Source organism: Burkholderia sp. MSMB1588, from assembly GCF_001546925.1.
GTDB lineage: Bacteria > Pseudomonadota > Gammaproteobacteria > Burkholderiales > Burkholderiaceae > Burkholderia > Burkholderia humptydooensis.
The window spans coordinates 221,369-247,400 of the sequence record NZ_CM003770.1; the positions used below are offsets into that span (position 1 = coordinate 221,369).

General features: G+C 68.2%; 24 protein-coding genes. 15 read left to right on the top strand and 9 right to left on the bottom strand.

The window, feature by feature from the left end:
• The first annotated feature begins 134 nt into the window (after positions 1 to 134).
• Entirely contained in the window at positions 135 to 1,004 is an 870-nt protein-coding gene (locus tag WS92_RS00800; protein ID WP_059928850.1) for a sulfurtransferase, read from the top strand.
• Between the two features lie 70 nt (positions 1,005 to 1,074).
• Here the strand turns inward: WS92_RS00800 and WS92_RS00805 are convergent, their stop codons facing one another.
• Positions 1,075 to 1,950 carry a dienelactone hydrolase family protein gene (locus WS92_RS00805; protein ID WP_059928854.1) on the bottom strand — a complete coding sequence of 292 codons (876 nt, stop codon included), beginning with the start codon at positions 1,948 to 1,950 and terminating at the stop codon, positions 1,075 to 1,077.
• A gap of 443 nt (positions 1,951 to 2,393) precedes the next feature.
• On the opposite strand from WS92_RS00805, the gene WS92_RS00810 reads away from it, so the two are divergent.
• Complete coding sequence (locus WS92_RS00810) at positions 2,394 to 4,181, top strand: TadG family pilus assembly protein (RefSeq protein WP_059928857.1); 1,788 nt, start codon at positions 2,394 to 2,396, stop codon at positions 4,179 to 4,181.
• A 146-nt stretch (positions 4,182 to 4,327) separates the two neighbouring features.
• On the opposite strand, the gene WS92_RS00815 is transcribed toward WS92_RS00810, so the two are convergent.
• Positions 4,328 to 5,728, bottom strand: a complete 1,401-nt coding sequence (locus WS92_RS00815) for an NAD(P)/FAD-dependent oxidoreductase (protein WP_015603294.1) — start codon at positions 5,726 to 5,728, stop codon at positions 4,328 to 4,330.
• A gap of 306 nt (positions 5,729 to 6,034) precedes the next feature.
• Entirely contained in the window at positions 6,035 to 8,815 is a 2,781-nt protein-coding gene (polA, locus tag WS92_RS00820) for a DNA polymerase I (RefSeq protein ID WP_059928860.1), read from the bottom strand.
• A 1-nt stretch (position 8,816) separates the two neighbouring features.
• Between polA and WS92_RS00825 the strand changes: the two genes are divergently transcribed.
• The gene (locus tag WS92_RS00825) at positions 8,817 to 9,566 is read left to right on the top strand and encodes an LOG family protein (RefSeq protein WP_006027824.1); all 750 of its coding nucleotides are present in this window, start codon (positions 8,817 to 8,819) and stop codon (positions 9,564 to 9,566) included.
• Positions 9,567 to 9,962: 396 nt separating this feature from the next.
• Entirely contained in the window at positions 9,963 to 10,247 is a 285-nt protein-coding gene (locus WS92_RS00830) for a hypothetical protein (RefSeq protein ID WP_006027825.1), read from the top strand.
• A 193-nt stretch (positions 10,248 to 10,440) separates the two neighbouring features.
• Here the strand turns inward: WS92_RS00830 and WS92_RS00835 are convergent, their stop codons facing one another.
• Positions 10,441 to 11,967, bottom strand: coding sequence for an AMP nucleosidase (locus tag WS92_RS00835; RefSeq protein WP_006027902.1), 1,527 nt, complete (start codon positions 11,965 to 11,967; stop codon positions 10,441 to 10,443).
• A 155-nt stretch (positions 11,968 to 12,122) separates the two neighbouring features.
• Here WS92_RS00835 and WS92_RS00840 point away from each other — a divergent pair, with 155 nt between their 5' ends.
• The 5 genes from WS92_RS00840 (at position 12,123) to WS92_RS00860 (ending at position 15,910) form a co-directional block, all read left to right on the top strand.
• The gene (locus tag WS92_RS00840; RefSeq protein WP_009916869.1) at positions 12,123 to 12,521 is read left to right on the top strand and encodes a hypothetical protein; all 399 of its coding nucleotides are present in this window, start codon (positions 12,123 to 12,125) and stop codon (positions 12,519 to 12,521) included.
• Positions 12,522 to 12,615: 94 nt separating this feature from the next.
• Positions 12,616 to 13,611, top strand: coding sequence for a homoserine kinase (locus tag WS92_RS00845; protein WP_059928863.1), 996 nt, complete (start codon positions 12,616 to 12,618; stop codon positions 13,609 to 13,611).
• Positions 13,602 to 14,414 (top strand): BPSS1780 family membrane protein, encoded by an 813-nt coding sequence (locus WS92_RS00850; protein WP_006027905.1) that lies wholly within the window; start codon positions 13,602 to 13,604, stop codon positions 14,412 to 14,414. Before WS92_RS00845 ends, WS92_RS00850 begins: the two co-directional genes overlap by 10 nt.
• 486 nt (positions 14,415 to 14,900) lie before the next feature.
• Positions 14,901 to 15,353, top strand: a complete 453-nt coding sequence (locus WS92_RS00855) for a MarR family winged helix-turn-helix transcriptional regulator (RefSeq protein WP_006027906.1) — start codon at positions 14,901 to 14,903, stop codon at positions 15,351 to 15,353.
• A 137-nt stretch (positions 15,354 to 15,490) separates the two neighbouring features.
• A complete protein-coding gene (locus tag WS92_RS00860) occupies positions 15,491 to 15,910 on the top strand; it encodes an organic hydroperoxide resistance protein (RefSeq protein WP_006027907.1) in 420 nt (139 codons plus the stop codon).
• 123 nt (positions 15,911 to 16,033) lie between these two features.
• Here WS92_RS00860 and WS92_RS00865 read toward each other — a convergent pair whose 3' ends face one another.
• Positions 16,034 to 16,192, bottom strand: a complete 159-nt coding sequence (locus tag WS92_RS00865; RefSeq protein WP_004190391.1) for a DUF3563 family protein — start codon at positions 16,190 to 16,192, stop codon at positions 16,034 to 16,036.
• A 96-nt stretch (positions 16,193 to 16,288) separates the two neighbouring features.
• Positions 16,289 to 17,413, bottom strand: a complete 1,125-nt coding sequence (locus WS92_RS00870) for an extracellular catalytic domain type 1 short-chain-length polyhydroxyalkanoate depolymerase (protein WP_059928866.1) — start codon at positions 17,411 to 17,413, stop codon at positions 16,289 to 16,291.
• Positions 17,414 to 17,662: 249 nt separating this feature from the next.
• Here WS92_RS00870 and WS92_RS00875 point away from each other — a divergent pair, with 249 nt between their 5' ends.
• The 4 genes from WS92_RS00875 to WS92_RS00890 all read left to right on the top strand — a co-directional run bounded on the left by WS92_RS00875 (position 17,663) and on the right by WS92_RS00890 (position 20,787).
• Positions 17,663 to 18,361 carry a phosphatase PAP2 family protein gene (locus tag WS92_RS00875; RefSeq protein ID WP_006027909.1) on the top strand — a complete coding sequence of 233 codons (699 nt, stop codon included), beginning with the start codon at positions 17,663 to 17,665 and terminating at the stop codon, positions 18,359 to 18,361.
• Between the two features lie 226 nt (positions 18,362 to 18,587).
• Positions 18,588 to 19,397 carry a molybdate ABC transporter substrate-binding protein gene (gene modA, locus WS92_RS00880; RefSeq protein WP_059928869.1) on the top strand — a complete coding sequence of 270 codons (810 nt, stop codon included), beginning with the start codon at positions 18,588 to 18,590 and terminating at the stop codon, positions 19,395 to 19,397.
• Between the two features lie 12 nt (positions 19,398 to 19,409).
• Positions 19,410 to 20,084 (top strand): molybdate ABC transporter permease subunit, encoded by a 675-nt coding sequence (gene modB, locus WS92_RS00885; protein ID WP_006027911.1) that lies wholly within the window; start codon positions 19,410 to 19,412, stop codon positions 20,082 to 20,084.
• A gap of 1 nt (position 20,085) precedes the next feature.
• Entirely contained in the window at positions 20,086 to 20,787 is a 702-nt protein-coding gene (locus tag WS92_RS00890; protein WP_059928872.1) for an ATP-binding cassette domain-containing protein, read from the top strand.
• A gap of 112 nt (positions 20,788 to 20,899) precedes the next feature.
• Here the strand turns inward: WS92_RS00890 and WS92_RS00895 are convergent, their stop codons facing one another.
• From WS92_RS00895 to WS92_RS00905, 3 genes are all read right to left on the bottom strand, one after another.
• Positions 20,900 to 21,748: a TOBE domain-containing protein gene (locus WS92_RS00895; protein ID WP_006027913.1), complete on the bottom strand. Its 849-nt coding sequence runs from the start codon at positions 21,746 to 21,748 to the stop codon at positions 20,900 to 20,902.
• Positions 21,749 to 21,782: 34 nt separating this feature from the next.
• Positions 21,783 to 23,453 carry a CHAD domain-containing protein gene (locus WS92_RS00900; RefSeq protein ID WP_059928875.1) on the bottom strand — a complete coding sequence of 557 codons (1,671 nt, stop codon included), beginning with the start codon at positions 23,451 to 23,453 and terminating at the stop codon, positions 21,783 to 21,785.
• Positions 23,454 to 23,667: 214 nt separating this feature from the next.
• Positions 23,668 to 24,051 (bottom strand): tautomerase family protein, encoded by a 384-nt coding sequence (locus tag WS92_RS00905; protein WP_006027915.1) that lies wholly within the window; start codon positions 24,049 to 24,051, stop codon positions 23,668 to 23,670.
• A gap of 97 nt (positions 24,052 to 24,148) precedes the next feature.
• On the opposite strand from WS92_RS00905, the gene WS92_RS00910 reads away from it, so the two are divergent.
• Positions 24,149 to 25,024 (top strand): LysR family transcriptional regulator, encoded by an 876-nt coding sequence (locus WS92_RS00910; protein WP_006027916.1) that lies wholly within the window; start codon positions 24,149 to 24,151, stop codon positions 25,022 to 25,024.
• Positions 25,025 to 25,088: 64 nt separating this feature from the next.
• Entirely contained in the window at positions 25,089 to 26,012 is a 924-nt protein-coding gene (locus WS92_RS00915) for a DMT family transporter (protein ID WP_015603218.1), read from the top strand.
• Positions 26,013 to 26,032 lie beyond the last annotated feature (20 nt).

Here is a 26,032-nt window from a genome sequence, read left to right on the forward strand (position 1 = left end):
GCGCTTCGCGCGACATTCGCCGAAACCTTGTTCGATCCGGCCTCGCGCCGGGCCGGCACAGAAAAGACGGGCTGCGGCCCGTCTTTTTTTGTTTAGACTTAGAGCATCCGGCCCGTATCTCCAAGGGAGGCGTCATGCCACACACTCACTACACCACGCTCATCTCGGCCGACAATCTCGCCGAACGTCTCGCGGCCGCGCCGGGCAGCGTGCTCGTATTCGATTGCCGCTTCGATCTCGCCGATACCGGCCTCGGCGAGCAGGCTTACGCGGCCGGCCACATTCCGGGCGCCCACTACCTGCATCTCGACCGCGACCTGTCGGGCGCGAAAACCGGCACGAACGGCCGTCATCCGCTGCCCGCGCGCGATGCGCTCGTCGCCACGCTGAAGGCCCACGGGCTCAAGCAGAACCAGCAGGCCGTCGCGTACGATGCGCAAGGCGGCATGTACGCCGCGCGCCTGTGGTGGCTGCTGCGCTGGCTCGGCCACGATTCCGTCGCGGTGCTCGACGGCGGCCTGCAGGCGTGGCAATCGGCGGGCCACGCGGTGTCGCAGGACACGCCGCCGAAGTCGGCGGGCGACTTCCGCGCGGCCGCACCGCTCGCGACGGTCGTCGACGCGCAGACGGTGCTCGCGAATCTCAAGACGAAAGACCAGCTCGTGATCGATGCGCGCGCCGCCGACCGCTATCGCGGCGAGAACGAGACGATCGATCGCGTCGGCGGGCACATCCCCGGCGCGCTCAACCATTTCTTCAAGGACAACCTGACCGCCGACGGGCGCTTCAAGAGCGGCCACGAGCTGCGCGACGCGTTCAATCCGCTGCTCGGCGCGACGCCTCCGAACAAGGTGATCCTGCAGTGCGGCTCCGGCATCACCGCGTGCCACAATGCGCTGGCGATGGAGATCGCCGGCCTGCACGACCCGGCGCTGTATGCGGGCTCGTGGAGCGAATGGAGCTCGGACCCGTCCCGCCCCGTCGCGACGGGCGCGAATCCGTAAGGGCGCAAGCGACACCACACGCGCGCGCGCCGCTCGCCCGCGGGCAGCCGCGGCGGCGCGCGCGGCGGCATCACATCACGCCGTGATGCCGGAACCACGCGACGGCGCGCTTCCAGCCGTCATCGGCATCCGCCTTCACGTAGCTCGGGCGGTAGTCGGCAAAGAACGCGTGGCCCGTATCCGGGTACACGACGATTTCCGATTCGCGCGCCGCCTTCGTACCGGCCGCCGCGAGACGCGCGCGCATCTGCGCGAGCGAGCTCTGCGCAATGCTGTCGTCCTTGCCGCCATAGAGACCGAGCGTCGGCGCCTTCAGTTGCGCCGCACGATCGACGGGATTGAACGGCGTCATCTCGTTCGTCTCGCCGATCACCTTGCCGTACCACGCGACTGCGGCGCGCACATGCGGATTGTGCTCGGCGAAGAGCCACGCCTGCCGGCCGCCCCAGCAGAAACCCGTCACGCCGAGCCGCGACAGGTCGCCGCCGTTCTTCCCCGCCCACCGGAGCGTCGCGTCAAGATCCTCGGTCACCTGACGATCGGGCACCTTGCTGACCACCTGGTCGATCAGTTCCTGGATCGACGGATACTTCGACGGATCGCCCTGCCGCGCAAACAGATCCGGCGCGATCGCCAGATAGCCGAGCTTCGCGAAGCGCCGGCAGATGTCGGCGATGTGCGCGTGCACGCCGAACACCTCGTGGATCACGACGATCACGGGCAGATTGCTCTTGCCCTGCGGCTGCGCGCGATAGGCCGGCACGCTCGCGTCGCCCGAGCGGATCTCGACGGTGCCGACGTCGAGGCCGGCGGTATCGGTCGTGATCGTCTGCGCGGACACGGGCAGCACCGCTGCGGCGAACGTGCCGCCGAGCGCTGCCTTGACGAACTTGCGGCGGCTGAACGGAACGTGCGGAACCAGGCTGTCGACTTCGGGTTTCAACATGAATGCGCTCCTCTCTTCTCGTAGCCGCGCACGCGCGGCACACGCGACGGCGACATGAATTCGATCCACGACGGCCACGCCGAGGCGGAACCCGTACACGATGCCCAACAAAGCGGGGATGCGTCAACCTTTTGTCAGAAGTAAAAGAGCGGCGGCGATGCCGAACCGACTTTTTTGCCTGGCTCGCCGCGATGCCGGGGCCGCCGTGCCCGCGCATCGCATGAATGCACGCGCTTCAAACGCGTCAAACACGTCAAACGAGCGCCCGTTTCATTGACAGTCCTACGAATTGCACGCACCGCTTTTCATTTCCCTTTGCATATCGAGATAAGTCTTCTCCGATACGCGCATTCCGGGAAAATATTGGATTGCAAAATAACCCCGATTGACCGCATGATGCGCTGGCGCGACACGCAACGCCGACGAAGCACAACGAGGTTGGAATGAACAAGCCGACACGCCGCCCGACCACCGGTGATCTTTCCGACCGACGCGAGCCGAATCGGCGGCGCCGCTCGCCCGCACGCCAGCGCGGCTCGCTCGCCATCATCGCAGCGATCGCGATCGGCGTTGTGATCGCCGCGCTCGGCGCGGTCGATCTCGGCAATCTGTTCTATCAGCGCCGCGCGCTGCAAAGCGTCGCCGACCTGGCCGCGCTCGCGGCCGCGCAGACGATGGACGACGGCTGCGCGAAACCCGCCGCCACCGCGCAATCGGCCGCGCTCGGCAACGGCTTCGACAGCACCGCGTCGGGACAATCGATGACGGTCGTCTGCGGCAGATGGGACGTGAAGGACAACACGGGCCCCAGCTTCTTCGCAGGCTCGGCGCCGGGCGCCGGGGCCGGCAGCGACGCGCAGCTCAACGCGGTCCAGGTGACGGTCACGCGCGTCGTGCCGTACTACTTCCTCGGCGCGCAGCGCACGGTCGCGGCGACCAGCACAGCGCAGGCAACCAACGTCGGCGCCTACTCGATCGGCACGACGCTCGCGCAATTGCAAGGCGGCGTCGTGAACGCGCTCCTCAACGGGCTGCTCCGCACGAATCTAAACCTGTCGGTGCTGTCGTATCAGGGCCTCGCGAATGCGCGGATCAGGATCAAGGATCTGATGGCCGCCGCGAACGTCGGCACCGTGAACGCGCTGCTGAACACGCAGACGACCGTCCCGCAGCTCGCGAACTGGATGTTGACCGCGCTGTCGCAAACGTCGGTCGCGAACGCCGACTTGCAGACGAGCATCGGCGCGCTGCAGACGATCATCAGCGCGAACATCCCCGGCGGCCAGACCTTCACGATCGGCAGCACCGCGAATTCGACAGGCATCTTCTCGGTTGGCCTGTCCGACCCGCAAGCCGCGCTCGACGCGACGTTCAGCCCGTTCGACGCGCTTCTCGTCGCGGCCGAGATCGCGACCGGGCAAACGGCGTTCTCGCTCGCGAACGGGCTGAACGTCGGCGGGCTGAACGCGAGCTTGCAAGTGCAGATCATCCAGCCGCCCGTGCTCGGCATCGGCGAAGCGGGCGTCGATCCCATCACGAAAACGTGGCGCACGATCGCGCGCACCGCGCAGGTGCGGCTCTATCTGAACATCGGGCTCGGCACCGCGAACCTGCCGCTCGGTCTGCTCGGCGCGCTCGTGCCGGTACAGGTGAACCTGCCGTTGTCGATGCAGATCGCGCCGGGCCAGGCATGGCTGCAGTCGGCGAGCTGCACGTCGTCGCCGTCGACTTGCGCGTCGGCCATCGGCGTGCAGACGGGCCTCGCGAATCTGTGCGTCGGCGACACGCCGGCCAACCTGTCCGCGTCGCTGCCGTTCACCTGCTCGACGCCCGCGACGCTCGTCAACGTCGCGAACCTCGTGACGATCAAGTCGCTTGCGTCGCTCATGGCCGACGTGCCCGCGGGCAGCACGCCGACGCTCACGTTCTACGGCACGACGGGCGGCTATCAGAGCACGAACTCGAACGGCGTCGGCAGCGTGCTCGGCAACGCGCTGTCGGGCCTCGGCGCATCGCTGCAGCAGACGCAGATCTCGCTGATCGGCATCAGCCTGCCGCTCGGCCCGATCCAGACCGCGCTCGATTCGCTCCTGGGCGGCGTGCTGCCGCCGATGCTGTCGGGGCTCGACGCCGCGATCGTGCCGCTGCTGCAACTGCTCGGCGTGCAGGTCGGCGAAAGCACGATTCACGACATGTCGCTGACTTGCGGGGTGTCGCAGCTCGTCTATTGAGCGCGCTGCGATCGGCGATGCGGCTATGGGCGCGCGTTTGTGCCCGATTCGGCAGCGCGACAGGTTGTCGAACCAAGCATGCCGTCCGTGTGTCGCGTCGAACGTCGGCATGGCCGAGCCGCGCCGACACCCGCGCGACACCGGCGCTAATGCAGCTTCACGCGCGGCAGCGTCGAGCGCCGCAGCCAGTGTGCGACCGTGTCGAGCACCATCCGCGGATAACCGTGCAGCGCCGCGACGTGCAGCCGATACAGCGACATGTACATGAAGCGCGCGAAAAGCCCTTCGATCAGCATGTTGCCGCCGATCAGCCCGCCCATCAGATTGCCGACCGCGCTGAAGTGCCCGAGCGACACCAGCGAGCCGAAATCTCGATAGGTGAATTCGGGCAGCGGCCGGCCTTCGAGCCGGTTGGCGAGCGCGCGCAGCATGAAGCTCGCCTGCTGATGCGCGGCTTGCGCGCGCGGCGGCACGTTCCGCTCGTGGCCCGGCCACTCGCAGCCCGCGCAATCGCCGAGCGCGAATATGTTCGGATCGGTTTCAGTCTGCAGCGTGCGGCGCACGACCAACTGACCGAGCTTGTTCACTTCGAGGCCATCGAGCTTCGCGAGCACCGAAGGGGCCTTGATGCCCGCCGCCCACACCGTCAGGTCCGCCCGCACGCTCTTGCCGCTCGCGGTGCGCACGACGCCCGGCGCGACTTCGGTCACGCGCTCGCCGAGCATCAGGCGCACACCGAGCTTCTCGAGCAATTCGCCGGTCGCCGTCGATACGCGCTCCTGCAGCGCCGGCAAGATGCGCGCCCCCGACTCGATCAGCACGATGCCGATGTCGTGCCGCGGATCGAGCTTGTGCAGCCCGTACGCGGACAGCACCTGCGCGGTGTTGCGCAGTTCGGCGGACAGCTCGACGCCCGTCGCGCCGCCACCGACGATCGCGACCTGAATGCGCGGCCCGGCCAAGGCCGGCGATGCTGACGAGGCCGGCGGATCCGCCAGCTCCGGCGCATCCGCCGGCCCGGCCGCGGCGGCAGTCTGCACGGCCGGCTCCGCGGGCTGATGCTCGGCACGCATGCACGCGGCGATCAGGCGCTTGCGGAACCGCTCCGCCTCCGCGACCGTGTCGAGCGCGATCGAATGCTCCTGCGCGCCCTGCACGCCGAAATAATGCGTCGTGCTGCCGATCGCGATGACGAGCGTGTCGTATTCCAGCTCGCGCTGCGGCAGCAACTCGGCGCCATCGTTGTCGGCGACGGGGGCAAGCGTCACGCGGCGCGACGCGCGATCGAGCGCGATCAGCTCGCCCTGATGGAATTCGAAGCCATGCCAGCGCGCCTGCGCCGCGTATTCGAGCTCTTGCGTGAACGGATCCATGCTGCCCGCCGCCACTTCATGCAGCAGGGGCTTCCAGATATGGGTCGGGTAACGGTCGACGAGGGTCACGAGCGCGCGCGCCTGCCGATTGCCGCGCGCGCCATAGCGGTCTCCGAGGCGGGTCGCCAGTTCGAGCCCGCCCGCGCCGCCGCCGACGATGATGAAACGATGCATCCGATTCCCCTTACGATTCGAGACTGCCTGCGGTCACGGCGGCGAACGCGCCTGCGTTCGCCGCCAATCGACATCCTAACTAGTTCGGACACTTTAGGCGCGCGAGCGCCTCGGCGTCGAGCGCATCCGTGCGCGACGGATACGGCGACGCCCAAGTTTGCATTGTCCCGGAGTTTGTGTGACGACCGCAAGCGCTCAAATTCGATCGAGCGGGAAAGCGACGGAGCGCGACGCGATGGAAACGGTACGCACCGTGCACAATGCACGGTGCGTACCCGCGGGCGCGAAGGCCGGGCGGGCGGCGCGTCAGTGCGCCTCTTCCCAGTTCTCGCCGACGCCGACCTCGGCAACGAGCGGCACCTTCAGTTTCGCGACGCCGCACATCATCTCGGGCAGCTTCTCGCGCACGACGGACAGCTCGCCGTCCGGCACCTCGAGCACGAGTTCGTCGTGCACCTGCATGATCATCCGCGCGCGCAAGCCGCCGCGCTCGAGCCAGTCGTCGACCGCGATCATCGACAGCTTGATCAGATCGGCGGCCGTGCCCTGCATCGGCGCGTTGATCGCCGCGCGCTCGGCGGCCTGGCGGCGCGGCCCGTTGCCGCCGTTGATCTCGGGCAGCCACAGGCGGCGGCCGAACACGGTTTCGACGTAGCCCCTCTCTTTCGCCCGCGCGCGCGTCTCCTCCATGTAGTGGGCGACGCCCGGATAGCGGAGGAAGTAGCGGTCGATGTAGAGCTTCGCCGCGTCGCGCGTGATGCCGAGATTCGACGCGAGACCGAACGAGCTCATCCCGTAGATCAGGCCGAAGTTGATCACCTTCGCGATGCGCCGCTGATCGGACGTCACTTCGAGCGGCGTCACGCCGAACACCTCGGCCGCGGTCGCGCGGTGAATGTCCTCGCCGTGCGCGAACGCGCGCAGCAGCGACTCGTCCTCCGAGATGTGCGCCATGATGCGCAGCTCGATTTGCGAATAGTCGGCCGACACGATCTTGCTGCCCGGCGGCGCGATGAACGCCTCGCGGATGCGCCGCCCTTCCGCCGTGCGCACCGGGATATTCTGCAGGTTCGGATCGTTCGACGCGAGCCGCCCCGTGACCGCCACCGCCTGCGCATAGTTCGTGTGCACGCGGCCCGTGTTCGGGTTGACCATCCGCGGCAGCTTGTCGGTGTAAGTGGACTTCAGCTTCGACAAGCCGCGATGCTCGAGCAGCAGCTTCGGCAGCGGATAGTCCTCGGCGAGCTTTTGCAGCACCTCTTCGTCGGTCGACGGCGCGCCGCTCGGCGTCTTCTTGACGACGGGCAACTGCAGCCGCTCGAAGAAGATCTGGCCGATCTGCTTCGGCGAGCCGAGATTGAATTCACCGCCCGCGAGCGTGTAGGCCTCCTGTTCGAGCTCGACGAGCCGCGTCGCGATCTCGCTGCTCTGTCGGCTCAACCGGTCGCTGTCGATCAGCACGCCGGTGCGCTCCATCTTGCGCAACACGAGCGACACCGGCATCTCGATGTCGCGATACACGCGCGTGAGCCCCGGCTCGCGCGCGACCTGCGGATACAGCGCGCGATGCAGTTGCAGCGTGATGTCCGCGTCCTCGGCCGCGTATTCGGACGCCTTGTCGAGCGGGACTTCGTCGAAGCCGATCTGCTGCGCGCCCTTGCCCGCGACGTCCTCGTACTTGATCGTCTTCACGCCGAGATGGCGCAGCGCGAGGCTATCCATGTCGTGCGTGCGGTGCGATTCGAGCACATACGATTCAAGCAGCGTGTCGTGCTCGATGCCGTTCAGCGCGATCCCGTAGTTCGCGAGCACCTGCGCGTCGTACTTCAGATGCTGGCCGAGCTTCTTCCTGCTCGCGTCCTCGAGCCACGGCGTGAGCTTCGCGAGCACTTCGTCGCGCGGCAGTTGCGCGGGCAGGTCCGGCCCGCGGTGCGCGAGCGGCACGTACGCGGCATGGCCCGGCTCCACCGAGAACGACAGGCCGACGATCTGCGCGAGCATCGGATCGAGCGATGTCGTCTCGGTGTCGAATGCGGTCAGCTCGGCGGCGGAGATCGTCGCGAGCCACGCGTCGAACTGCTCCCACGTCTGCACGGTCGCGTAGTTGCGCGCAGCGGCGAGCGGCAGCTCGGCCGTCGCGCCACCTGCGGGGTCCGGCGCGGCGCCGGCCGCGGCCACCGTGGCGAGCGCGCCGTTCGCGGCGGATTCGCTGTCGAGCTCGCGCAGCCAGGTCTTGAAGCCGTATTTCGCGAAGATGTCGCGCAATGCGTCGCGGCCTTCGCCGTCCGTCGCGAGCGACGCGTCGAACGATTCGACATGCGGCGCAAGCTCGCACGCGGTCTCGACCGTCACGAGCTGGCGCGCGAGCGGCAGGAAATCGAGCGCGCGGCGCAGGTTGTCGCCGACGACGCCCTTGATCTCGCCCGCATGCTCGACGACGCCGTCGAGCGAGCCGTATTGCGTCAGCCACTTGACGGCCGTCTTCGGCCCGCACTTCTCGACGCCCGGCACGTTGTCGACGGTGTCGCCGATGAGCGACAGGTAATCGACGATCCGCTCCGGCGGCACGCCGAACTTCGCGAGCACGCCGTTGCGATCGAGCGCCTCGTTCGTCATCGTGTTGATGAGCGTGACGCGATCGGTGACGAGCTGCGCGAGATCCTTGTCGCCCGTCGACACGATCACGTTCATGCCATGCTGCTCGGCCTGCTTCGCGAGCGTGCCGATCACGTCGTCGGCCTCGACGCCCTCGATCATCAGCAGCGGCCAGCCGAGCGCGCGCACGGCCGCGTGGATCGGCTCGATCTGCAGCGCGAGATCGGGCGGCATCGGCGGCCGGTGCGCCTTGTAATCGGCGTACAGATCGTCGCGGAAGGTTTTGCCCTTGGCGTCGAACACGCACGCGCTATACTCTGCACTGACATCCTTGCGCATGCGGCGCAGCATATTGATGATTCCGTAGAGCGCTCCGGTCGGCTCCCCGCCAGGGCCGCGCAAATCAGGCATCGCATGGTAAGCCCGATACAGATAGCTCGAACCATCAACCAATAGCAGGGTCTTACCTTCCAGATTTCGTTCTTCAGGCATTATGAATAAGAGAAAAGTGATTCCGAGTCTGCGTTCGCTCGCAGATCAAGAACGCGCGACGGCGAAGAAGGCCCGCGCTTCGTGGCAGATGTTCACGATTATGGCAGAGTTTATCGAGGCGACAGAGTACCTGTCCGAGATCCGCCCTGCCGTCAGCATCTACGGTTCCGCGCGTCTGAAGCCGGATTCCGCGCACTACAAGCTCGCCGTGCAGATCGCGCGCAAGCTGTCCGACGCCGGCTTCGCCGTGATCTCGGGCGGCGGGCCGGGCATCATGGAAGCGGCGAACAAGGGCGCGCACGCCGGCAAGGCGCCGTCCGTCGGCCTGAACATCGAGCTGCCGCACGAACAGGCCGGCAACCACTTCCAGGACATCTCGCTGCGCTTCCGCCATTTCTTCACGCGCAAGGTCACGTTCGTGAAGAATTCGGACGCGGTGATCGTGATGCCGGGCGGCTTCGGCACGCTCGACGAGTTGTCCGAAGTGCTCACGCTGATCCAGACGAAGAAGTCGCGGCTCGTGCCGATCGTGCTCGTCGGCAGCGCATTCTGGAGCGGCCTGCTGCAGTGGTTCCGCGACCAGATGATCCCGATGGGCCTCATCAATCCGGACGACATGAACCTGATGAAGGTGATCGACGATCCGGACCAGGTGCTCGAAGCGGTGCTCGCGTTCTACGAGGATCGCGGCGAGGAAACCGAGGAGGCGCACCCGCCGCGGCCCGAAGAAGACCGGATGTTCTATCTGTAACGGCGCGTGCATCGCGCATCGCCGGACGGGCGGAGCCGACGAGGCGTCCGCCCGTTTTTTCGTGCGCCGCGGCGGCCGAAAACGGCAGCCGGCACGCGGCGCGGCGCGCACTTCGTAACCGTTCGTTTCACCCGCCGCAGGGTAAATGTCAAATTCGGCGCGCGATGTGCCGCAATGCGGCCCGAGCGCCGACCGGATTGTCAAGCAAGGCGCTACCCGCATCCGTGCGCGCAAACCATGCGCGAACGCGCCGTTACAAATCCACACGTCAATTAATCCATCGCACCGCCACACTCCGTCCTGCAGCGTGTCCGTCGAAACGGACGCGGCGGGTTCGGGGCTCGACGCCCGCACACGTCGGAACGGACGCTCATTTCAACTCGTGAGGAAAAGAACATGAAACGCTCGTTGATCGCCTTTGCATTGACCGGTATTGGTATCGCGCTGTCAGGCGCGGCGCATGCCGTGAACGTCGACGTCAACATCGGCGCGCCCGCGCCTGTCGTCGTCGCGCCGGCGCCGGCGCCCGTCCTCGTCGCCCCCGCGCCCGCGATCGTCGTCGGCTGGCACGGCGACCGCTACTGGGATGGCAATCGCTACTGGGAACGTCGCGAGTGGGAAGAGCATCACCGCCATCGCGGCTTCTGCCCGCCGGGACACGCGAAGAAAGGCGAGTGCTGACGCGCGGCGACTAATCGCGCCGCGGCGACGTGGCGCGTCACCGTCACCGCGCGGCGACCGTCGGCGATGCCGTCGACGCGAAATGAAAAGGCCGTCCATGATCGGATCATGGACGGCCTTTCTGCTTTCCGCGATCCGCGCAATCGCTGCAACGCCGCAACGCCGCAACGCCGCGCTCGTCGGCTTCGCCGCGCTATTGGAACGCCACCTCCGCAAAGCTGCGCAGCTTGCGGCTATGCAGCCGGTCGAGCCCGTTCGTGCGGAGTATCTCCATCGCCTTCACGCCGATCTGCAGATGCTGATCGACTTGCCCGCGATAGAACTGATCGGCCATCCCGGGCAGCTTCAGCTCGCCGTGCAGCGGCTTGTCCGACACGCACAGCAGCGTGCCGTACGGCACGCGGAAGCGAAAGCCGTTCGCGGCGATCGTCGCGCTTTCCATGTCGAGCGCGATCGCGCGGCTCTGCGACAGCCGCTGCACCGGCTCGCGATGGTCGCGCAACTCCCAGTTGCGGTTGTCGACGCTCGCCACCGTGCCCGTGCGCATCACGCGCTTGAGCTCGACGCCTTCGAGCTGCGTGACCTGCGCGACCGCGCGCTCGAGCGCGACCTGCACTTCGGCGAGCGCCGGAATCGGCACCCATAGCGGCAGATCCGCGTCGAGCACGTGATCCTCACGAACGTAGCCGTGCGCGAGCACGTAGTCGCCGAGGCGCTGCGTATTGCGCAGCCCCGCGCAGTGGCCGAGCATCACCCACGCGTGCGGACGCAGCACCGCGATGTGATCGGTGATCGTCTTCGCGTTCGACGGCCCGACGCCGATGTTGACCATCGTGATCCCGCTGCCGTCCGCGCGCTTCAGGTGATACGCGGGCATCTGCGGCGCGCGCGGCGGCGGCATGCCTTCGCTCTCCTCGTCGCCGAGGTTCGCGTTGTACGTGATCACGTCGCCCGGCTCCACGAACGCCGTATATTCGCTGCGGTACGCGCGCACGTCGGGATCGTCGCTCGCCGACATCATCGTGCGGCCGAGCTTCACGAATTCGTCGATGTAGAACTGGTAGTTCGTGTAAAGCACGTAGTTCTGGAAATGCGTCGGCAGCGTTGCCGTGTAGTGGCGCAGCCGATGCAGCGAAAAATCGACGCGCGCCGCCGTGAAGAGCGCGAGCGGATGCGGCTCGCCCGGCGCGGGCTCGTATGTGCCGTTGACGATCCGGTCGTCGAGGTACGCGAGATCCGGCGTATCGAACACGTCGCGCATCGCGACGAGGCGGTCGCGGTCGAGATCGCCTTCGAGATGGATTCCTTCGGAGAACGCGAAGTGAACCGGAATCGGCTGCGCCGACACGCCGACTTCGATCCGCACGTGATGGTTCTTCGCGAGCAGGCGCAATTGCTCGCGGTAGTAGTTCGCGAACAGGTCCGGGCGCGTGACGGTCGTCTCGAACACGCCGGGGCCGGCGACGAAGCCGTACGAGCGGCGCGAATCGATGTGCGTGTTGACGTCGGTGCGGATGCGCACGAACGGATAGCACGCGCGCACGCGCTCGTCGAACGAATCATTGCGGCGATAGCGCGCAAACGCGTCGCGCAGGAACGCGGTGTTCGTCTCGTAGATCTCGGAGAGCCGCGCGACGGCGGCGATCGGGTCGTCGAACGCTTCGACGGATGGACTGCCCGGCGTATGCGTCCGGAAACGGCGGTTGGGATCGTTCTTCATGGAGCTGTGCCTCTTCTGGTCTTTTCGACATTATCACGGAACCCGCTCGCGCGGCCGATGCCCATCGCGACGGCAAGGCCGCCCGCGCATCGTCGAACGGCATCGGCATGACGCCGGTATTTGCTAAAATCGAATGGTTCAATGGGAGAAACACGATGAAGCCGCTCCTTTTCGCCGCCGCCCTGACGGCACTCGCTCTCGGCGGCCCCGCCTGCGCCGCCGACGCCGCCCAGGCAGCCGCCGACGCAAAGGCCCAGGCCGCGGCCAACGAGGCGGCCGGGCTGCCCGATCTCACGAAGATCAACCGCCCCGGCGCCGAAGTGACGTCGAAGGTCGATTTCAACGACGTGCGGCGCACGCCGAGCTTTCACGAAAAAAGCAAGAACGGCACCGAAGTCACCGAATTCCGGGATCGCGGCAAGCCGGTCGAGATCAACGTGAAGTCGAACTTCGGCACCCGCTATCAGATGAGCGCGTCGCCCGACACGTCGCCGCGCCCGCATGACGCCGGCGTGCCGGTCACCCGCCTTCCGTCCGTCAACCTGCACTATTGACGCACCGCCGGCGCCGCGCGGCGCCGGCTCCCTTCCGCCCTTTTTGCGACACCGGCGCGCCGCCGGCGCGCCAACCCGAACCGATGTTTCCTGCATGGCCGTTTTCACCGCAGTTTCCGACGCTGACCTCGCACTCTGGATGCGCCACTACGATCTCGGCGACGTTGTCGCGTTCCGCGGCATCCCGTCCGGCATCGAGAACAGCAACTTCTTCCTGACGACGACGCGCGGCGAATACGTGCTCACGATCTTCGAGAACCTGACGGCCGGGCAACTGCCGTTCTACATCGATCTGATGAGCCATCTCGCGAAGCACGGCGTGCCCGTGCCCGCGCCCGTCGCGCGCGACGACGGCACGCTGTTCGGCGAGCTGCACAGCAAGCCGGCCGCGATCGTCACGAAGCTCGAAGGCGCGGCGGAGCTCGCGCCCGGCGTCGAGCACTGCGTCGAAGTCGGCCAGATGCTCGCGCGCATGCACCTCGCGGGCCGCGACTATCCGCGTCATCAGCCGAACCTGCGCAGCCTGCCGTGGTGGCGCGACACGGTGCCTGCGATCGCGCCGCTCATCACGGGCGAGCAGCGCGCGCTGCTGGAAAGCGAGCTCGCGCACCAGGCCGCGTTCTTCGCATCGGACGACTACGCGGCGCTGCCGGAAGGCCCGTGCCATTGCGACCTGTTCCGCGACAACGCGCTCTTCGCGCACGCGGCCCCAGACACCGGCCACTCGGTGCGGCTCGGCGGCTTCTTCGATTTCTACTTCGCCGGTTGCGACAAATGGCTGTTCGACGTCGCGGTGACGGTCAACGACTGGTGCGTCGATCTGCCGACGGGCGCGCTCGACGCCGCGCGCGCCGACGCGCTGCTGCGTGCGTACCAGACGGTGCGCCCGTTCACCGCGGACGAGCGCCGCCACTGGGGCGACATGCTGCGCGCGGGCGCGTACCGCTTCTGGGTATCGCGCCTGTATGATTTCCACCTCCCCCGCGCCGCGCAGATGCTGAAGCCGCACGACCCGGGCCATTTCGAACGCATCCTGCGCGAACGTATCGCGCACGCGAGCGCGCTCCCCGAGACCCACGCATGCAACTGATCGAAGTCTCCGCCAAGACCGGCTACGTGTGGTTCCGCCAGGGCATCTGGCTATTCCGGCGCAATCCGCTCGCGTTCGTCACGCTGTTCTTCACGTACCTGCTCGCGATGATGCTGGTGTCGCTCGTGCCCGTGATCGGCGCCGCGCTGCCGCTCTTGTTCATTCCCGGCATCGCGGTCGGCTTCATGGCGGCGTGCCGCGACACGATCGCCGGCAAGCAGGTGCTGCCGACGATCCTGATCGACGGCTTCCGCTCGTACGGGCCGATCGTCACGCAGCGGCTGTTCACGCTCGGCGGGCTTTACATCGTATCGATGGCGGCCGTGTTCGCGTGCTCGGCGCTCGGCGACGGCGGCACGCTGCTGAAGATCATGTTCGGCCTCGGCGCCGAAAACCTCGGGCCGGAAGCGCTCGATTCGCCGGGCGTCAAGATTGCGGTGCTGATCGCGGCCGCGCTGTACGCGCCGGTCGCGATGATGTTCTGGTTCGCGCCGGTGCTGACCGCGTGGCACGACATTCCGCCCGTGAAGGCGCTGTTCTTCAGCGTCGTGAGCTGCTGGCGCAACAAGGGCGCGTTCACTGTCTACGGGCTGCTGTGGTTCGGGCTCGCGCTCGGCGTGTCGTTCGGGCTCGCCGCGCTGATGCAGGCGCTCGGCGCCGGCGCGTACGCGCTCGCGGTGATGATGCCGGCATCGATCGTCATCACCGCGATGCTTTACTGCTCGTTCTACGCGACCTATCGCGGCTGCTTCGGCGTGCAGGAGCCCGGGGCGTCGAAGCTGCCGAACGCCCCCGATCGGTGAGCGCCCCGGCGGGAAGCGGGATGGCCGCGCGAAAGCGTGGGCGTCCCGCGCAGGTCATCGTACGGCGCCGATTGGCCGGCAGGGCCGCGATGCTGCCTTAGCGAGGAAAACGGCACGAACGCGGCGTTCAAATGAGGGAATCGACGAATCGCCCGACGGCGACGCCGCATCGCAACGAAAACGCCCCTCCGCGCGAAACGGCATCGCCATAGCGTCCTCTCGCCCTCTTTCCACACGCTCCCGCACTCGACACGCATTCCGTCGCCGCCCGCTGCGGCGCATTCGCGCCCGCCGGCTTTCGCCGTCCGCCAGGTCCGGCGCCGTCGGCCTCGCTGCCATTGAGCTCGACGATACCCTGCCGCCGTGGCGGCGATCACCCGATTCGCCGGCTCCCCTTTTGATCGATCCTCGCCTCTCGCCAATCGGCATGGTTAGGCGCAAAATCGTTAGCACACGAATCTTTTGCACCTTATCGAAACTTTCGCCATGAACGACTCGCCGACTTTCCCGCTCACGCTCGACGACCAACTCTGCTTCGCGCTCTATTCGACGTCGCTCGCGATGACGAAAGCGTACAAGCCGCTGCTCGACAAGCTCGCGCTCACCTATCCGCAATACCTCGCAATGCTCGTGCTGTGGGAATCCGACGACATGGCCGTCAAGGACATCGCCGCGCGGCTCAGCCTCGATCCCGCGACGGTCACGCCGCTCCTGAAGCGCCTGGAGGCGCTCGGCTACATCGAGCGGGTGCGCGACACGAACGACGAGCGGATCGTCCACGCCCGGCTCACCGCCGAAGGCGCAGCGCTCAAGCACAAGGCCCGGTCCGTGCCCGCCGAGCTGTTTTGCGCGATGCGCCAGACGCCCGATTTCCTGATCCGGCTGCGCGAGGATCTGACGCGACTGCGTCAAGCGCTGGCGGACGCCGACGACGCCTGACCACCCTCGCCTTCGTCTATCGGATCACACCCTCGAAAATTAATTTGCACACTAATGATTAGCTAGCTATATTTCTGTCGTGGCCCGAGCATTGCGATTCGTCGAGGCCCATTCCTCTCACGAAACAGGAGTCCAGCATGAACATTCTGTACAAAACGGCAGCAACCAGCACCGGTGGCCGCGACGGCCGCGCGACGTCCCACGATCAGAAGCTCGACGTGAAGCTCGCCGCGCCGCGCGAGCTGGGCGGCGCGGGCGCCGAAGGCACGAACCCCGAGCAGCTCTTCGCCGCCGGCTATTCGGCATGCTTCCTGAGCGCGATGAAGTTTGTCGCGGGCCAGAACAAGCAGACGCTGCCCGCGGACACGACTGTCACCGCAGAAGTGGGCATCGGCCCGAACGAGGAAGGGGGATTTGCGCTCGACGTCGAGCTGCGCGTCGCGCTGCCCGGGCTCGACGTGGCGGCCGCGAAGGCGCTCATCGATCGTGCGCACCAGGTCTGCCCGTACTCGAATGCGACGCGCAACAACGTCGCGGTGCGCCTCGTCGTTGCGTAACGACAGTAAGGGCAGCGCGCGAGCGCCGGCATGACAAAAAGGGCGCGCAGGCCAGAGCCGGCGCGCCCTTTTTTCGCTTTGGCGACTTTATGCGTATAAATTCAGTATGCGTTTAACGCGAAATTACGCACGATCGAGTGCGGCTTCGCGATCGAGCTTGCGCATCCGGAATTCGAGATCGTACAGATCGGATGCGCCGGCGAGATACGCATCGGCGCGTTCCTTCGCGCGTTGCTCGGGCGACTTCGTCAGGAACAGGAACAGGCGGCTCAGCAGATACATGATCGGTCACTCCAATCCAAGGGTTTTCTCTTAGGTATTTACCCGCATTATAGGGAAAACCCTGAACCGGTGCCCGCCGTTCCCGTGCGTGCGTCGTTACGACGCGACAGTCGCCCGCGCGCGAGACGCGAAGAAAGACCAGATCAATTCGCTCGCGTCGGGGCCGGCCGCTGAATGGAACGGCACGCTGTCGTCGCCGCCCGCCCACGCGTGCGCGAGACCGTGGACCCGGCAGAGGCGCACGACCGATTCGCCGTCGCAACGGTAGTCGATCGTGCGCACGTCGGCTGCGCGCGTCTCGAAACGCTCGACGCCCGCCGGTTCGCCGTCGGGATTGGCGAGGCCGTTCAGCCGCAGGAACTGTACAGCAAGTTCGTCCGCGTTCTTCGGCACGACGACGCGATCGTCATCGCCATGCACGATGAGGGCCGGCATCCCCGGATGCGAGCCCGGCTCGACGAGCGCGTCGACGACGACGGCGGGATTGCGGTGCAGGCCGCGGCGCATCACGTCCATTGCGGTGATCCCGGAATGCGCATCGCCGAACGCCGGCCCCGAATGGAGCGCCACGGCCGCGAAATGCTGCGGAAAGTGCAGCGCGAGCAGCGTCACGAGCCCCGCTCCCGCCGACAGGCCGGCCGCATAGACGCGCGACGCGTCGAAGCCGCGTTCGGCGACGAGCGCGTCGACGAGCGCAACGACCGCCTGCGCTTCGCCGCGCCCGCCATGCACGGTGTCTTCGTACCAATGCCAGCAACCGTGCGCGTGCGCGCTGAGCGACTGCTCAGGATAGAGCACGGCAAAGCCGTATCGGTCCGCGAGCAGGTTCATCCGCGTGCCTTGCGAGAACTGATCCATGTCCTGCTTGCAGCCGTGCAGCATCACGACGAGCGGCAGGCCGTCTGTCTTCACGCCGGGCGGCACGTACAGCCCGTATTCGAGATGCTTGACGAAGCGCCCGAACGCAGGCGGCAGCGGGTGATCGGCACGAATCCATTCGCCGCCCGCCCATGCGGCGGCGCGCGGCCGCACGCGCGACTCGCGCGCGACGGGCGGGGCCGGCTCGGCGGGCGTCGCGACAGCGGCGACGGTTTCGGAGAACGGCCAGTCGGCCGCCATCTTTTGGGCAGCCTTCAGAGCGGACTTCGACGTCCGCGCGTTCGGCATGTGCAGCAAGCGTTTCACACCGCCCAGCCAGAATTTCGTCAGACTTTTGGTCATCGGTCGGGGCTCGCAGTCAGAAAATTGGGACGCCGCAATGGGTTCAATCGTTTTGGTTTGTGCAATGCACAATACCACTGTTTCTGGGATTTATCCTGACACCCGATAGTTCCCTGCCGGCTTACGATCGGAGCGCGGCCCGCGACGACCGGTATACTGGGCGCTCGCGCTTGTCTTCGTTGTAGTCGCTATTTCCGGCTCATGCGTTAAGCAAGTATCCCGCATTCTCCGTACCTGCCCGCAGCCCCGATGTTCGATTTGCCGCCCCGTCTGTGGATCTCGATCACCGCCCTAGGCGGTGTCGGCCTGACCTTGCCCCTCGCCGTCACGATCGCCGTCTGGCTTGCGCTCGGCTATTCGCTTCGCCGCGCCGCCGCATGGCTCGCCGTGCTCGGCGTTGCGATCGGCGCCGTCGCGCTCACGAAAATCGCGTTCCTCGGCTGGGGCATCGGCGTGCGCGCGTGGGATTTCACGGGCTTCAGCGGCCACGCGATGCTGTCGACATCAGTCTATCCGGTCGCGATGTTTCTCGCGCTCGCCCGCGCGAAGCCGGCCGTGCGTATCGCGGGAATCGTCGTCGGGCTTGCGGCGGGAGTGGCCGTCGGGCTGTCGCGCGTCGCGCTCGACGCGCATTCGCCGTCCGAGGCGGTCACGGGCTGCGTGATCGGCGCACTCGCCGCGCTGTCGTTCATCGCCGGCTCCTGGCGCGCGACGCCGCACCGCTGGTCGGCGCCCGCCGTCGTGACGAGTCTCGTGGCCGTCACGATCGCGCTGCACGGCGTCACAGTGCCGTCGCACCGCTGGGTCACTGCGGTCGCACTGCAACTCTCCGGTCACGAACGGCCGTACGTGCGGGCGCGCTGGAAGGCGAATCCGAACTACCGGCCCGCGTCGCGGCCGGCTCAGCAGCAGACGTTCGGCATGCCCGCCGCCGTCGAGCACGCGTAAGGATCACCGACAGCCCGCTGGAGGGGCCGCAGGCCCGTGGGGGCGCCGATCGGCCTTTCTGCCTCGCTGATCCTCCGATCAGCCGCTCCGCCAATCCCCACGCCGAATCCCCCGCCTCCCGCCTCGCTGCGGCGTCATGCAGCAGCAGCACAGTCCGGCAATCCGATCCGCTATCACCTCGCGTATATTACGATTACGGTTTCCGTCCACCTCATCGTTTCCCGCCATGTCCGCTCCCGCCTGTTCTGCCCGCCGCCTGTTCCTGCGTGTCGCCACGCTGTCCGCGCTCGCCGCCGGCTTCGCCGCGCCGGCCGCGCATGCCGCCGACGAGCTCGTCGTGTCGGCCGCGGCGAGCCTCACCAATGCGTTCAAGGCAGTCGGCGATGCCTACGAGAAGCAGCATCCGGGTACGAAGATCCTGTTCAACTTCGGCGCGTCCGACGTCCTGATGCAGCAGATCGCGAAGGGCGCGCCGGCCGACGTGTTCGCGTCGGCCGATCAGAAGGCGATGGATCGCGCGACCGCCGAGCGCGTGATCGCCGACGGCACGCGCCGCGACTTCGCCGCGAACTCGCTCGTGCTGATCGTGCCCGCCGACAGCCGCGCGACGTTCGGCTCGCTGCGCGATCTGGCCGCGCCCGCCGTGAAGCGCGTCGCGTTCGGCGATCCTGCGTCGGTGCCCGTCGGCCGCTACACCGAGGGCGCGCTGAAGGCGGCCGGCGTGTGGAACGACGTCAGCGCCAAGGGCGTGCTCGCCGCGAACGTGCGCCAGAGCCTCGACTACGTCGCGCGCGGCGAAGTCGACGCGGGCTTCGTGTTCGGCACCGACGCGGCCGTGATGCCCGAGCGCGTGAAAGTCGCGCTGACCGTCCCAACGCAAACGCCGATCACCTATCCGATCGCCGTCGTCAAGGACAGTCGGCACGCGGCCGCCGCGCAGGGCTTCGTCGCGTTCGTGCTGTCGCCCGCGGGCCAGGCGGTGCTCGCGAAGTACGGCTTCAAGCCGGCCGCGAACGGCGCGAGCGCCTCGAACTGACCGGAATGCGCGATGCACGACGCCTGGGTTCCGCTGCTGCTGTCGCTGAAGGTTGCCGGCTGGGCGACGGCGCTCGATCTCGTGCTCGGCGTCGCGACGGGCTATGCGCTCGCGCGCTGGCGCTCCGGCGCGCGCGACGTGATCGATTCGCTGCTGACGCTGCCGCTCGTGCTGCCTCCGACAGTGCTCGGCTACTACCTGCTCGTGCTGCTCGGCCGCCGCGGCGTGCTCGGCGCGTGGCTCGACCGGCTCGGCATCCAGCTCGTGTTTACGTGGCAAGGCGCGGTGATCGCGTCGATGGTCGTCGCGTTTCCGCTGATCCTGAAGTCCGCGCGCGCTGCGTTCGAGGCGGTCGACCCGCAGCTCGAGCGCGCGGCCCGCACGCTCGGCATCAGCGAAGCCGGAATTTTCTTTCGCGTGACGCTGCCGCTCGCCGCGCGCGGCATTCTCGCGGGCGCGCTGCTCGCGTTCGCGCGTGCGCTCGGCGAATTCGGCGCGACGCTGATGATCGCGGGCAATCTGCCCGGACGCACGCAGACGCTGTCGGTCGCGGTCTACGCGGCCGTGCAGGCGGGCGACGACACGACCGCGAACTTCCTCGTGCTCGTCACGTCCGCGACCTGCGTGCTGATTCTGCTCGTCGCGGGGCGGCTCGTGCCGCAGCGCGCACTCGTCGGAGCCAGATGAGATGAGCCTCGTCGTCGACATCCGCAAGACGCTCGTCACACCGGAGCGGCGCTTCACGCTCGACGTGTCGTTCGTGTCGAACGCGCAGCGCATCGTGCTGTTCGGGCCGTCCGGCGCGGGCAAGAGCCTCACGCTGCAGGCGATCGCCGGCCTGCTCGCGCCCGATCGGGGCACGATCTCGATCGGCGGCGACACGCTGTTCGACGATACGCGCGGCATCGACGTGCCGACGCAGGCGCGCCGCGTCGCGTACCTGTTCCAGGACTACGCGCTGTTTCCGCATCTGAATGTCCGGCAGAACCTCGCATTCGGGCTGAAGCGCGGCTGGCGCAATCCGCGCGCGAAGGAACTGCCGGACGCCGCCGCGTACTGGCTGCGCGCGTTCGAGCTCGAAGCGCTGGCGGGACACTATCCTGCGCAGTTGTCGGGCGGGCAGAAGCAGCGCGTCGCGCTCGCGCGCGCGCTGATCGCGCAGCCGCGAATCCTGCTGCTCGACGAGCCGTTCTCGGCGCTCGACGTCGCGATGCGCCAGCGGATGCGCCGCGAGCTGACCGACTTGCAGATGCGGCTCGACATTCCGATGGTGCTGATCACGCACGATCCGGACGACGTCGCCGCGTTCGGCGATCAGGTCGTGCGGCTCCAGGAGGGGCGCGTGCTGCCCGATACGCCGGTCGCCGAATGGGTGACGAGCATGCGGTGACGGCGGCGTCGATCGTCGCCCCGAATCGGCCCGCGGATTCGGAAGGCCGGCAGCGATGAGCCGGCTCTGCGGGCGTGCCGCCGTTCGCCGCCCGGCCGGCGCGGCCGCGACGTCATCCGTTGACCGCGAGGATCACGCTTGACGCCTTGAATGTCGCCACCGCGCTCGCGCCCTTCGCGAGCCCGAGCGCGTCGACGCTGTCGTTCGTGACGATCGCCGCGAGCGTCATGCCGCCGTCGAGCGAAAGCAGCACCTCGCTGTTCACGGCGCCGCGCGTGACCGTCTCGACGACGCCGTGCAATTGATTGCGCGCCGACAGCCTGAGCGGCGAACCGTTTTCGACCGCGAGCACGACCCACGACGCCTTCACGAGCGCGCAGGCCTCGACGCCCGGCGCGAGCCCCAACTCCTGCGTGCTCTCGTGCGTCACCACGGCCGTGATCGTGTGTTCGCCCGGCAGCGCGAGCACCACTTCGTCGTTCACCGCGCCGTGCTTGACCGCCAGGACCTTGCCGAACAACTGGTTGCGTGCGCTCGTCTTCATGCCGATTCTCCCGATAAGTTCCCAATTGACCTCGAAGCCTTCGACCGCCGCGCTCGCCGCGTCGATGAAGCGCCGATGCTCGCGCTCGATCGCGCGAAACGCCGCGATCAGCGCGGTCGCGCGCGGCGTGAGCGTCGTGCCGCCGCCGCCCTTGCCGCCCGTCGAGCGCAGCACGAGCGGCTCGCCCGCGAGGTTGTTCATCGTGTCGATCGCGTCCCACGCGCCTTTGTAGCTGAGGCCGACCGCCTTCGCCGCGCGCGTGATCGAGCCGGTCTCGCCGATCGCGGCGAGCAGCGCGATACGGGCCGCGCCGCCGAGCGTCTGCCCGCCCGCGCGCAACCACAGCTCGCCGCGCAGCGCGAGCGGCTCGCGCGCGGCGCGCGCATCGGGACGGGAAGAGGACGAATCGGCAGTCATCGGCGCGGCGAAGCAAGACGGGAGGTCATTATAGTCACGCCTTCCTGCCGCCGATCTTCGGCGCGCGCATCCCGCGCAGCATCTGCTCGGCCGCCTCCGCGGCATAGCGCTGCGCCGCTGCGCCGTAGCCGCGCGCGAAGCCGAGCTGGTACGGCGGCGCGGACAGCCGCTCGAGGCAGCGCAGCGCGACGGCCGCGTCGTTCGCTTCGCCGAGCGCGTTCTGCACGCGCGCGAGCAGCCGCACCGTGCCCTCGCGCGTGCGGCGCGACGCGAGCGACGAGAAGAACTCCAGCGCGTAGCGCAGCCGCTTCGCGTCGATCCGCACGCGGTGACGCGCGGCCGCGTCGAGCGTCGTCAGGCGCCCCGCGCCGTACAGATGGCCGAACAGCCGGCTCACGCGCTTCGCCGCGTACCGCTTGAGCGACAGCGCCTTGCCGTGCGCCGGATCGGCCTTCCCAAGCGGAAACAGGCTCAGCCATTCGAGCCACGCGAGCACGAGCCGCGTGTAGCGCGCGGTGCCGAGCGCCTGCCGCAACTCGGCGCGCGCCGCGTCGCCCTGCGCGCAGGCGGCATCGAGCGTGCCCGCCCACGCGGCCTCGTCGCCGTCGGCGGCGGCGAGAGCGGGCAGTGTCGACGTCACGCACACGTCCCAGTCGCGCACCGCGCCGAGCATCCCGCCGAGCCAGCCGATATCGCCGGAGAACGCGTCCTTCCACGCTGCATCGGCATAGCGCGGGAAGAGTCGCGCGAGCGTGCGCAGCCGGCGCAGCGCGACGCGCATCTGATGGACGTATTCCGGGTCCGCCTTGTCGCGCACGCCGGCCTCGTTGCCGAGCCACTGCCCGGTCACGCCGCAGCCGAGCGCGAAGAACGCCGCGCGCTGCGTGCGCACGTTCGACAAGTCGACCGACTGCGCCTTCGCCGGCGCGCCGATCGCGTCCGGCGCGTCGCCCGTGCACGCGCGGTCGAGAACGCTCGTCGGCGACAGCGACGCCGGCCACGCGCCGCTCAGCTCGCGGGCCGCGTTGAAGAGCGCGCGCAGCGCGGCGGCGCGCGCGGCGGGATCGTCAGGATCGGCAACGGCGAGACGCAATTCGCAGATGCGCGAAGGGACGGCACGGGTGGTCTCGGACAACGCGGCGGCCGGCGCAAACGCGATGTCGTCGAGCGTCAGCTCGACCTCGATGCCGTCCGCGTCGAGCCAGCGCCCGTGTCGGCGCTCGGCGACGAAGCCATGCGCGGGCTGGTCGGAGGATCGAAGTTCGGGGGGCGCCGCGCCGTGCTCGGCGGCATCGGCATCGGCATCGGCATCGCGCGAATCCGACGCCGATGGGGCCGCCCTCGACGCATGATGCTCCGCGACCGGCGTCGCGACCCGCACGTCGCCGCGGTAGTCGTCGAAACGCTCGCGCACCGTCACGCCCGGCACGAACGGATGGCAGCGCACCGCAATCACGCGCCGCGCCTGCGCGGTCGCCTCGATCCAGGTCTGCCAGCGACCGCCGTCGTCGGGCTGCGCCTCGACGAACCGGCACGGCTCGATCGTCACGCGCTCGTGCCCGCGGCGCATTTTCACCGGCGGACAGATCCGCCATGCCCGCGCAAGCTCCGCGCCGAGATCGCGCGCCGCGCGCGCCCGCGACCCGCGCCCGGCTTGCCAGCCCTGCAGCGGAAAGTCCAATACGATTTCCAGAACGCGCGCCATGGAAGCTCCGGCGTAGGTCGGGCCGCCCGCTGCGCGTCTCGCGCGCGTCGACGGACTCCGACGTTCTCCATAGTACACGGCCCTTTTTACAGCCAATGAGGCGGAACGCCGCGTGTGGACGAGCGAATCGCCCGCGCGCCGGCGCACCGCGTTTCAACTTGTCATGTCAGCTCGTCGGCCTTCAGCCGTCCGACCGGCCCGAGCGCGCCGAGTTTCAGCTCACATACTGCGCGATGCCGTTGCCGAACGACCAATCCTCCTTCAGCACCTCGACGAGGCTGATGAACACGTCCTCGCGGCGCACGCCCGGGCGTTCGGCGAGATGGTCGGCGATCAGCCGGTACAGCTCGCGCTTCTGCTCGAGCGTGCGCGTGTTGTTCGCGGTGATCTGGATCATCACCAGATCGTCGCTGCGCGCGATCCCGAGATAGTCGCGGCCATAAAAGAAATTATCGGCGCTGTGCTCGGTCACGGTCATGAAAATATCGTCGACGGGCACGTCGAACGCGCGTTGCAACGCGCGATGAACGCCCTCCGACAGCGCCCGGCGGTATTCGGCGGACTTGCCTTCGCGCAATGCAATACGGGTGAACGGCATCGTGTTTCTCCTTGACGGTTGGGATACGCATGCAGCTTAGGCCTCGTCATCTATAATAAATAGACATCAATGAATATTTCATCCATTTTCATTTGAAATGAAACCGCTCGATCTCGACGCCGTTCGCGCGTTCGTTCTCGTCGCCGACCTCGCGAGCTTCACGCGCGCCGCCGACGCGCTCGGCACCACCCAATCGGCCGTCAGCCTGAAGCTCAAGCGGCTCGAAGCACAGCTCGGCAAGCCGCTCCTCGAACGCACGCCGCGGCGCGTGACGCTCGCCGCCGTCGGCGCCGCGTTCCTGCCCGCCGCGCGCGACCTGCTCGACGCGCACGAGCGCGCGCTCGCCGCGCTGTCGGCCGGGCAGCGCAGGCTCGTGATCGGCGTCAGCGAACACGTCGCGGTGCCGGATCTGCCCGCCGTCCTCGCCGGCCTGAACCGGCACGATCCGGGGCTCGCGCTCGAGATGCACGTCGGGATGTCGGCCGGGTTGCTCGCGCAATACGACGAGCGCCGGCTCGACGCGGCGTTCGTGCGCCACGAGCCGGGCGAGGACCCGCCGCGCGACGACGCGACGCCGCTCTTCACCGAGCCGCTCGCGTGGCTTGCCGCGCCCGGCTGGGCGCCGCGCGCGGACGAGCCGCTGCCGCTCGCGGTGCTGGCGGGCCCGTGCGGCGTGCGCGCGGCCGCGCTGCGCGCGCTCGAGCGCGCCGGCGTGCGGTGGCGCGAGCGCTTCACGGGCGGCGGCATCGCGGCCGTCGCGGCCGCCGCCGCCGCGGGTCTTGCGGTGTGTCCGCTGGCGCGCCGTGTCGCGCCGCGCTCGCTCGTCGACGTCGGTGCGCGCCTCGGCCTGCCGGCGCTGCCCGACTCGCAAGTCGCGCTGTATTCGCGGGTGCGCGACGCGCGCTCGGTCGACACGCTGCGGCGCTTCGCCGACAGCCTGGCCGGGCCGGCGCAATCGGCCGGACGCGAGTAGACTGTCAGGTTTTCGTTTGCCGATTTGCCGTCTTTCGCACGGCTTTCGCCCGCTCTTCCGCCGCATGAAACACGACGCCCGCAAGCACCTTCGCGCCAATCTGCTGATGCTCACCGCCGCCGCGATCTGGGGATCGGCGTTCGTCGCGCAGCGGCTGAGCCTCGCCGTGATCGGCCCATTCCTGTTCACCGGGCTGCGCTTCCTGCTCGGCGCGGCGGTGCTCGTGCCGCTGCTGCGCCTGAACGGCGCAGCGCGCGCGCATTGCGCGGCCGTCGCGCGCGACCGGACGCTGCTGCTGCCGGGGCTCGCGCTGGGCGGGCTGCTCGCGGTGTCGATCTCGCTGCAGCAGATCGGGCTGCAATACACGAAGATCGCGAACGCGGGCTTCATCAGCTCGCTCTACGTGGTGCTCGTGCCGATCATCGGCGTGTTCTTCCGGCATCGCACGGGCGCCGGCACGTGGCTCGGCGCGCTGCTCGCGGCGATCGGCCTGTATTTCCTCAGCGTCGACGAGCACTTCTCGATGCTGTACGGCGACTGGTTCCAGCTCGCGGGCGCGATCGTGATCGCGGTCCACGTGATCGCGGTCGGGCACCTCGTGCGCCGGCACGACCCGCTCGCGCTGTCGTTCATGCAGTTCGTCGTCTGCGGCGCGCTGTGTCTCGCGCTCGGGCTCGCGACCGAGCCCCTCGACCGCGCGACGCTCGTGCGCGCGCTGCCGACGCTGCTGTACGGCGGGCTGCTGTCGGTCGGCGTCGGCTACACGCTGCAGGTCGTCGCGCAACGCGACGCCGCCCCCGCGCACGCGGCCGTGATCTTCAGCATGGAAGGCGTGTTCGCCGCGATCGCCGGCTGGGCCGCGCTCGGCGAGACGCTGTCGCTGCGCGCGCTCGCGGGCTGCGCGCTGATGCTCGCCGGGCTCCTCGTCTGCCAGTTGCTGCCGGGCCACGCGAGGCGCGCGGACGACAACGACGCGCTTCCCGCCTGACGCGCGCCGGACGCCACGCG

What these genes read in the sequence shown, in the direction of transcription:
- WS92_RS00800 (WP_059928850.1), top strand. Translation starts at nt 135, where the DNA reads ATGCCACACACTCACTACACCACGCTCATCTCGGCCGACAATCTCGCC.
- WS92_RS00805 (WP_059928854.1), bottom strand. Translation starts at nt 1,950, where the DNA reads ATGTTGAAACCCGAAGTCGACAGCCTGGTTCCGCACGTTCCGTTCAGC.
- WS92_RS00810 (WP_059928857.1), top strand. Translation starts at nt 2,394, where the DNA reads ATGAACAAGCCGACACGCCGCCCGACCACCGGTGATCTTTCCGACCGA.
- WS92_RS00815 (WP_015603294.1), bottom strand. Translation starts at nt 5,728, where the DNA reads ATGCATCGTTTCATCATCGTCGGCGGCGGCGCGGGCGGGCTCGAACTG.
- polA (WP_059928860.1), bottom strand. Translation starts at nt 8,815, where the DNA reads ATGCCTGAAGAACGAAATCTGGAAGGTAAGACCCTGCTATTGGTTGAT.
- WS92_RS00825 (WP_006027824.1), top strand. Translation starts at nt 8,817, where the DNA reads ATGAATAAGAGAAAAGTGATTCCGAGTCTGCGTTCGCTCGCAGATCAA.
- WS92_RS00830 (WP_006027825.1), top strand. Translation starts at nt 9,963, where the DNA reads ATGAAACGCTCGTTGATCGCCTTTGCATTGACCGGTATTGGTATCGCG.
- WS92_RS00835 (WP_006027902.1), bottom strand. Translation starts at nt 11,967, where the DNA reads ATGAAGAACGATCCCAACCGCCGTTTCCGGACGCATACGCCGGGCAGT.
- WS92_RS00840 (WP_009916869.1), top strand. Translation starts at nt 12,123, where the DNA reads ATGAAGCCGCTCCTTTTCGCCGCCGCCCTGACGGCACTCGCTCTCGGC.
- WS92_RS00845 (WP_059928863.1), top strand. Translation starts at nt 12,616, where the DNA reads ATGGCCGTTTTCACCGCAGTTTCCGACGCTGACCTCGCACTCTGGATG.
- WS92_RS00850 (WP_006027905.1), top strand. Translation starts at nt 13,602, where the DNA reads ATGCAACTGATCGAAGTCTCCGCCAAGACCGGCTACGTGTGGTTCCGC.
- WS92_RS00855 (WP_006027906.1), top strand. Translation starts at nt 14,901, where the DNA reads ATGAACGACTCGCCGACTTTCCCGCTCACGCTCGACGACCAACTCTGC.
- WS92_RS00860 (WP_006027907.1), top strand. Translation starts at nt 15,491, where the DNA reads ATGAACATTCTGTACAAAACGGCAGCAACCAGCACCGGTGGCCGCGAC.
- WS92_RS00865 (WP_004190391.1), bottom strand. Translation starts at nt 16,192, where the DNA reads ATGTATCTGCTGAGCCGCCTGTTCCTGTTCCTGACGAAGTCGCCCGAG.
- WS92_RS00870 (WP_059928866.1), bottom strand. Translation starts at nt 17,413, where the DNA reads ATGACCAAAAGTCTGACGAAATTCTGGCTGGGCGGTGTGAAACGCTTG.
- WS92_RS00875 (WP_006027909.1), top strand. Translation starts at nt 17,663, where the DNA reads ATGTTCGATTTGCCGCCCCGTCTGTGGATCTCGATCACCGCCCTAGGC.
- modA (WP_059928869.1), top strand. Translation starts at nt 18,588, where the DNA reads ATGTCCGCTCCCGCCTGTTCTGCCCGCCGCCTGTTCCTGCGTGTCGCC.
- modB (WP_006027911.1), top strand. Translation starts at nt 19,410, where the DNA reads ATGCACGACGCCTGGGTTCCGCTGCTGCTGTCGCTGAAGGTTGCCGGC.
- WS92_RS00890 (WP_059928872.1), top strand. Translation starts at nt 20,086, where the DNA reads ATGAGCCTCGTCGTCGACATCCGCAAGACGCTCGTCACACCGGAGCGG.
- WS92_RS00895 (WP_006027913.1), bottom strand. Translation starts at nt 21,748, where the DNA reads ATGACTGCCGATTCGTCCTCTTCCCGTCCCGATGCGCGCGCCGCGCGC.
- WS92_RS00900 (WP_059928875.1), bottom strand. Translation starts at nt 23,453, where the DNA reads ATGGCGCGCGTTCTGGAAATCGTATTGGACTTTCCGCTGCAGGGCTGG.
- WS92_RS00905 (WP_006027915.1), bottom strand. Translation starts at nt 24,051, where the DNA reads ATGCCGTTCACCCGTATTGCATTGCGCGAAGGCAAGTCCGCCGAATAC.
- WS92_RS00910 (WP_006027916.1), top strand. Translation starts at nt 24,149, where the DNA reads ATGAAACCGCTCGATCTCGACGCCGTTCGCGCGTTCGTTCTCGTCGCC.
- WS92_RS00915 (WP_015603218.1), top strand. Translation starts at nt 25,089, where the DNA reads ATGAAACACGACGCCCGCAAGCACCTTCGCGCCAATCTGCTGATGCTC.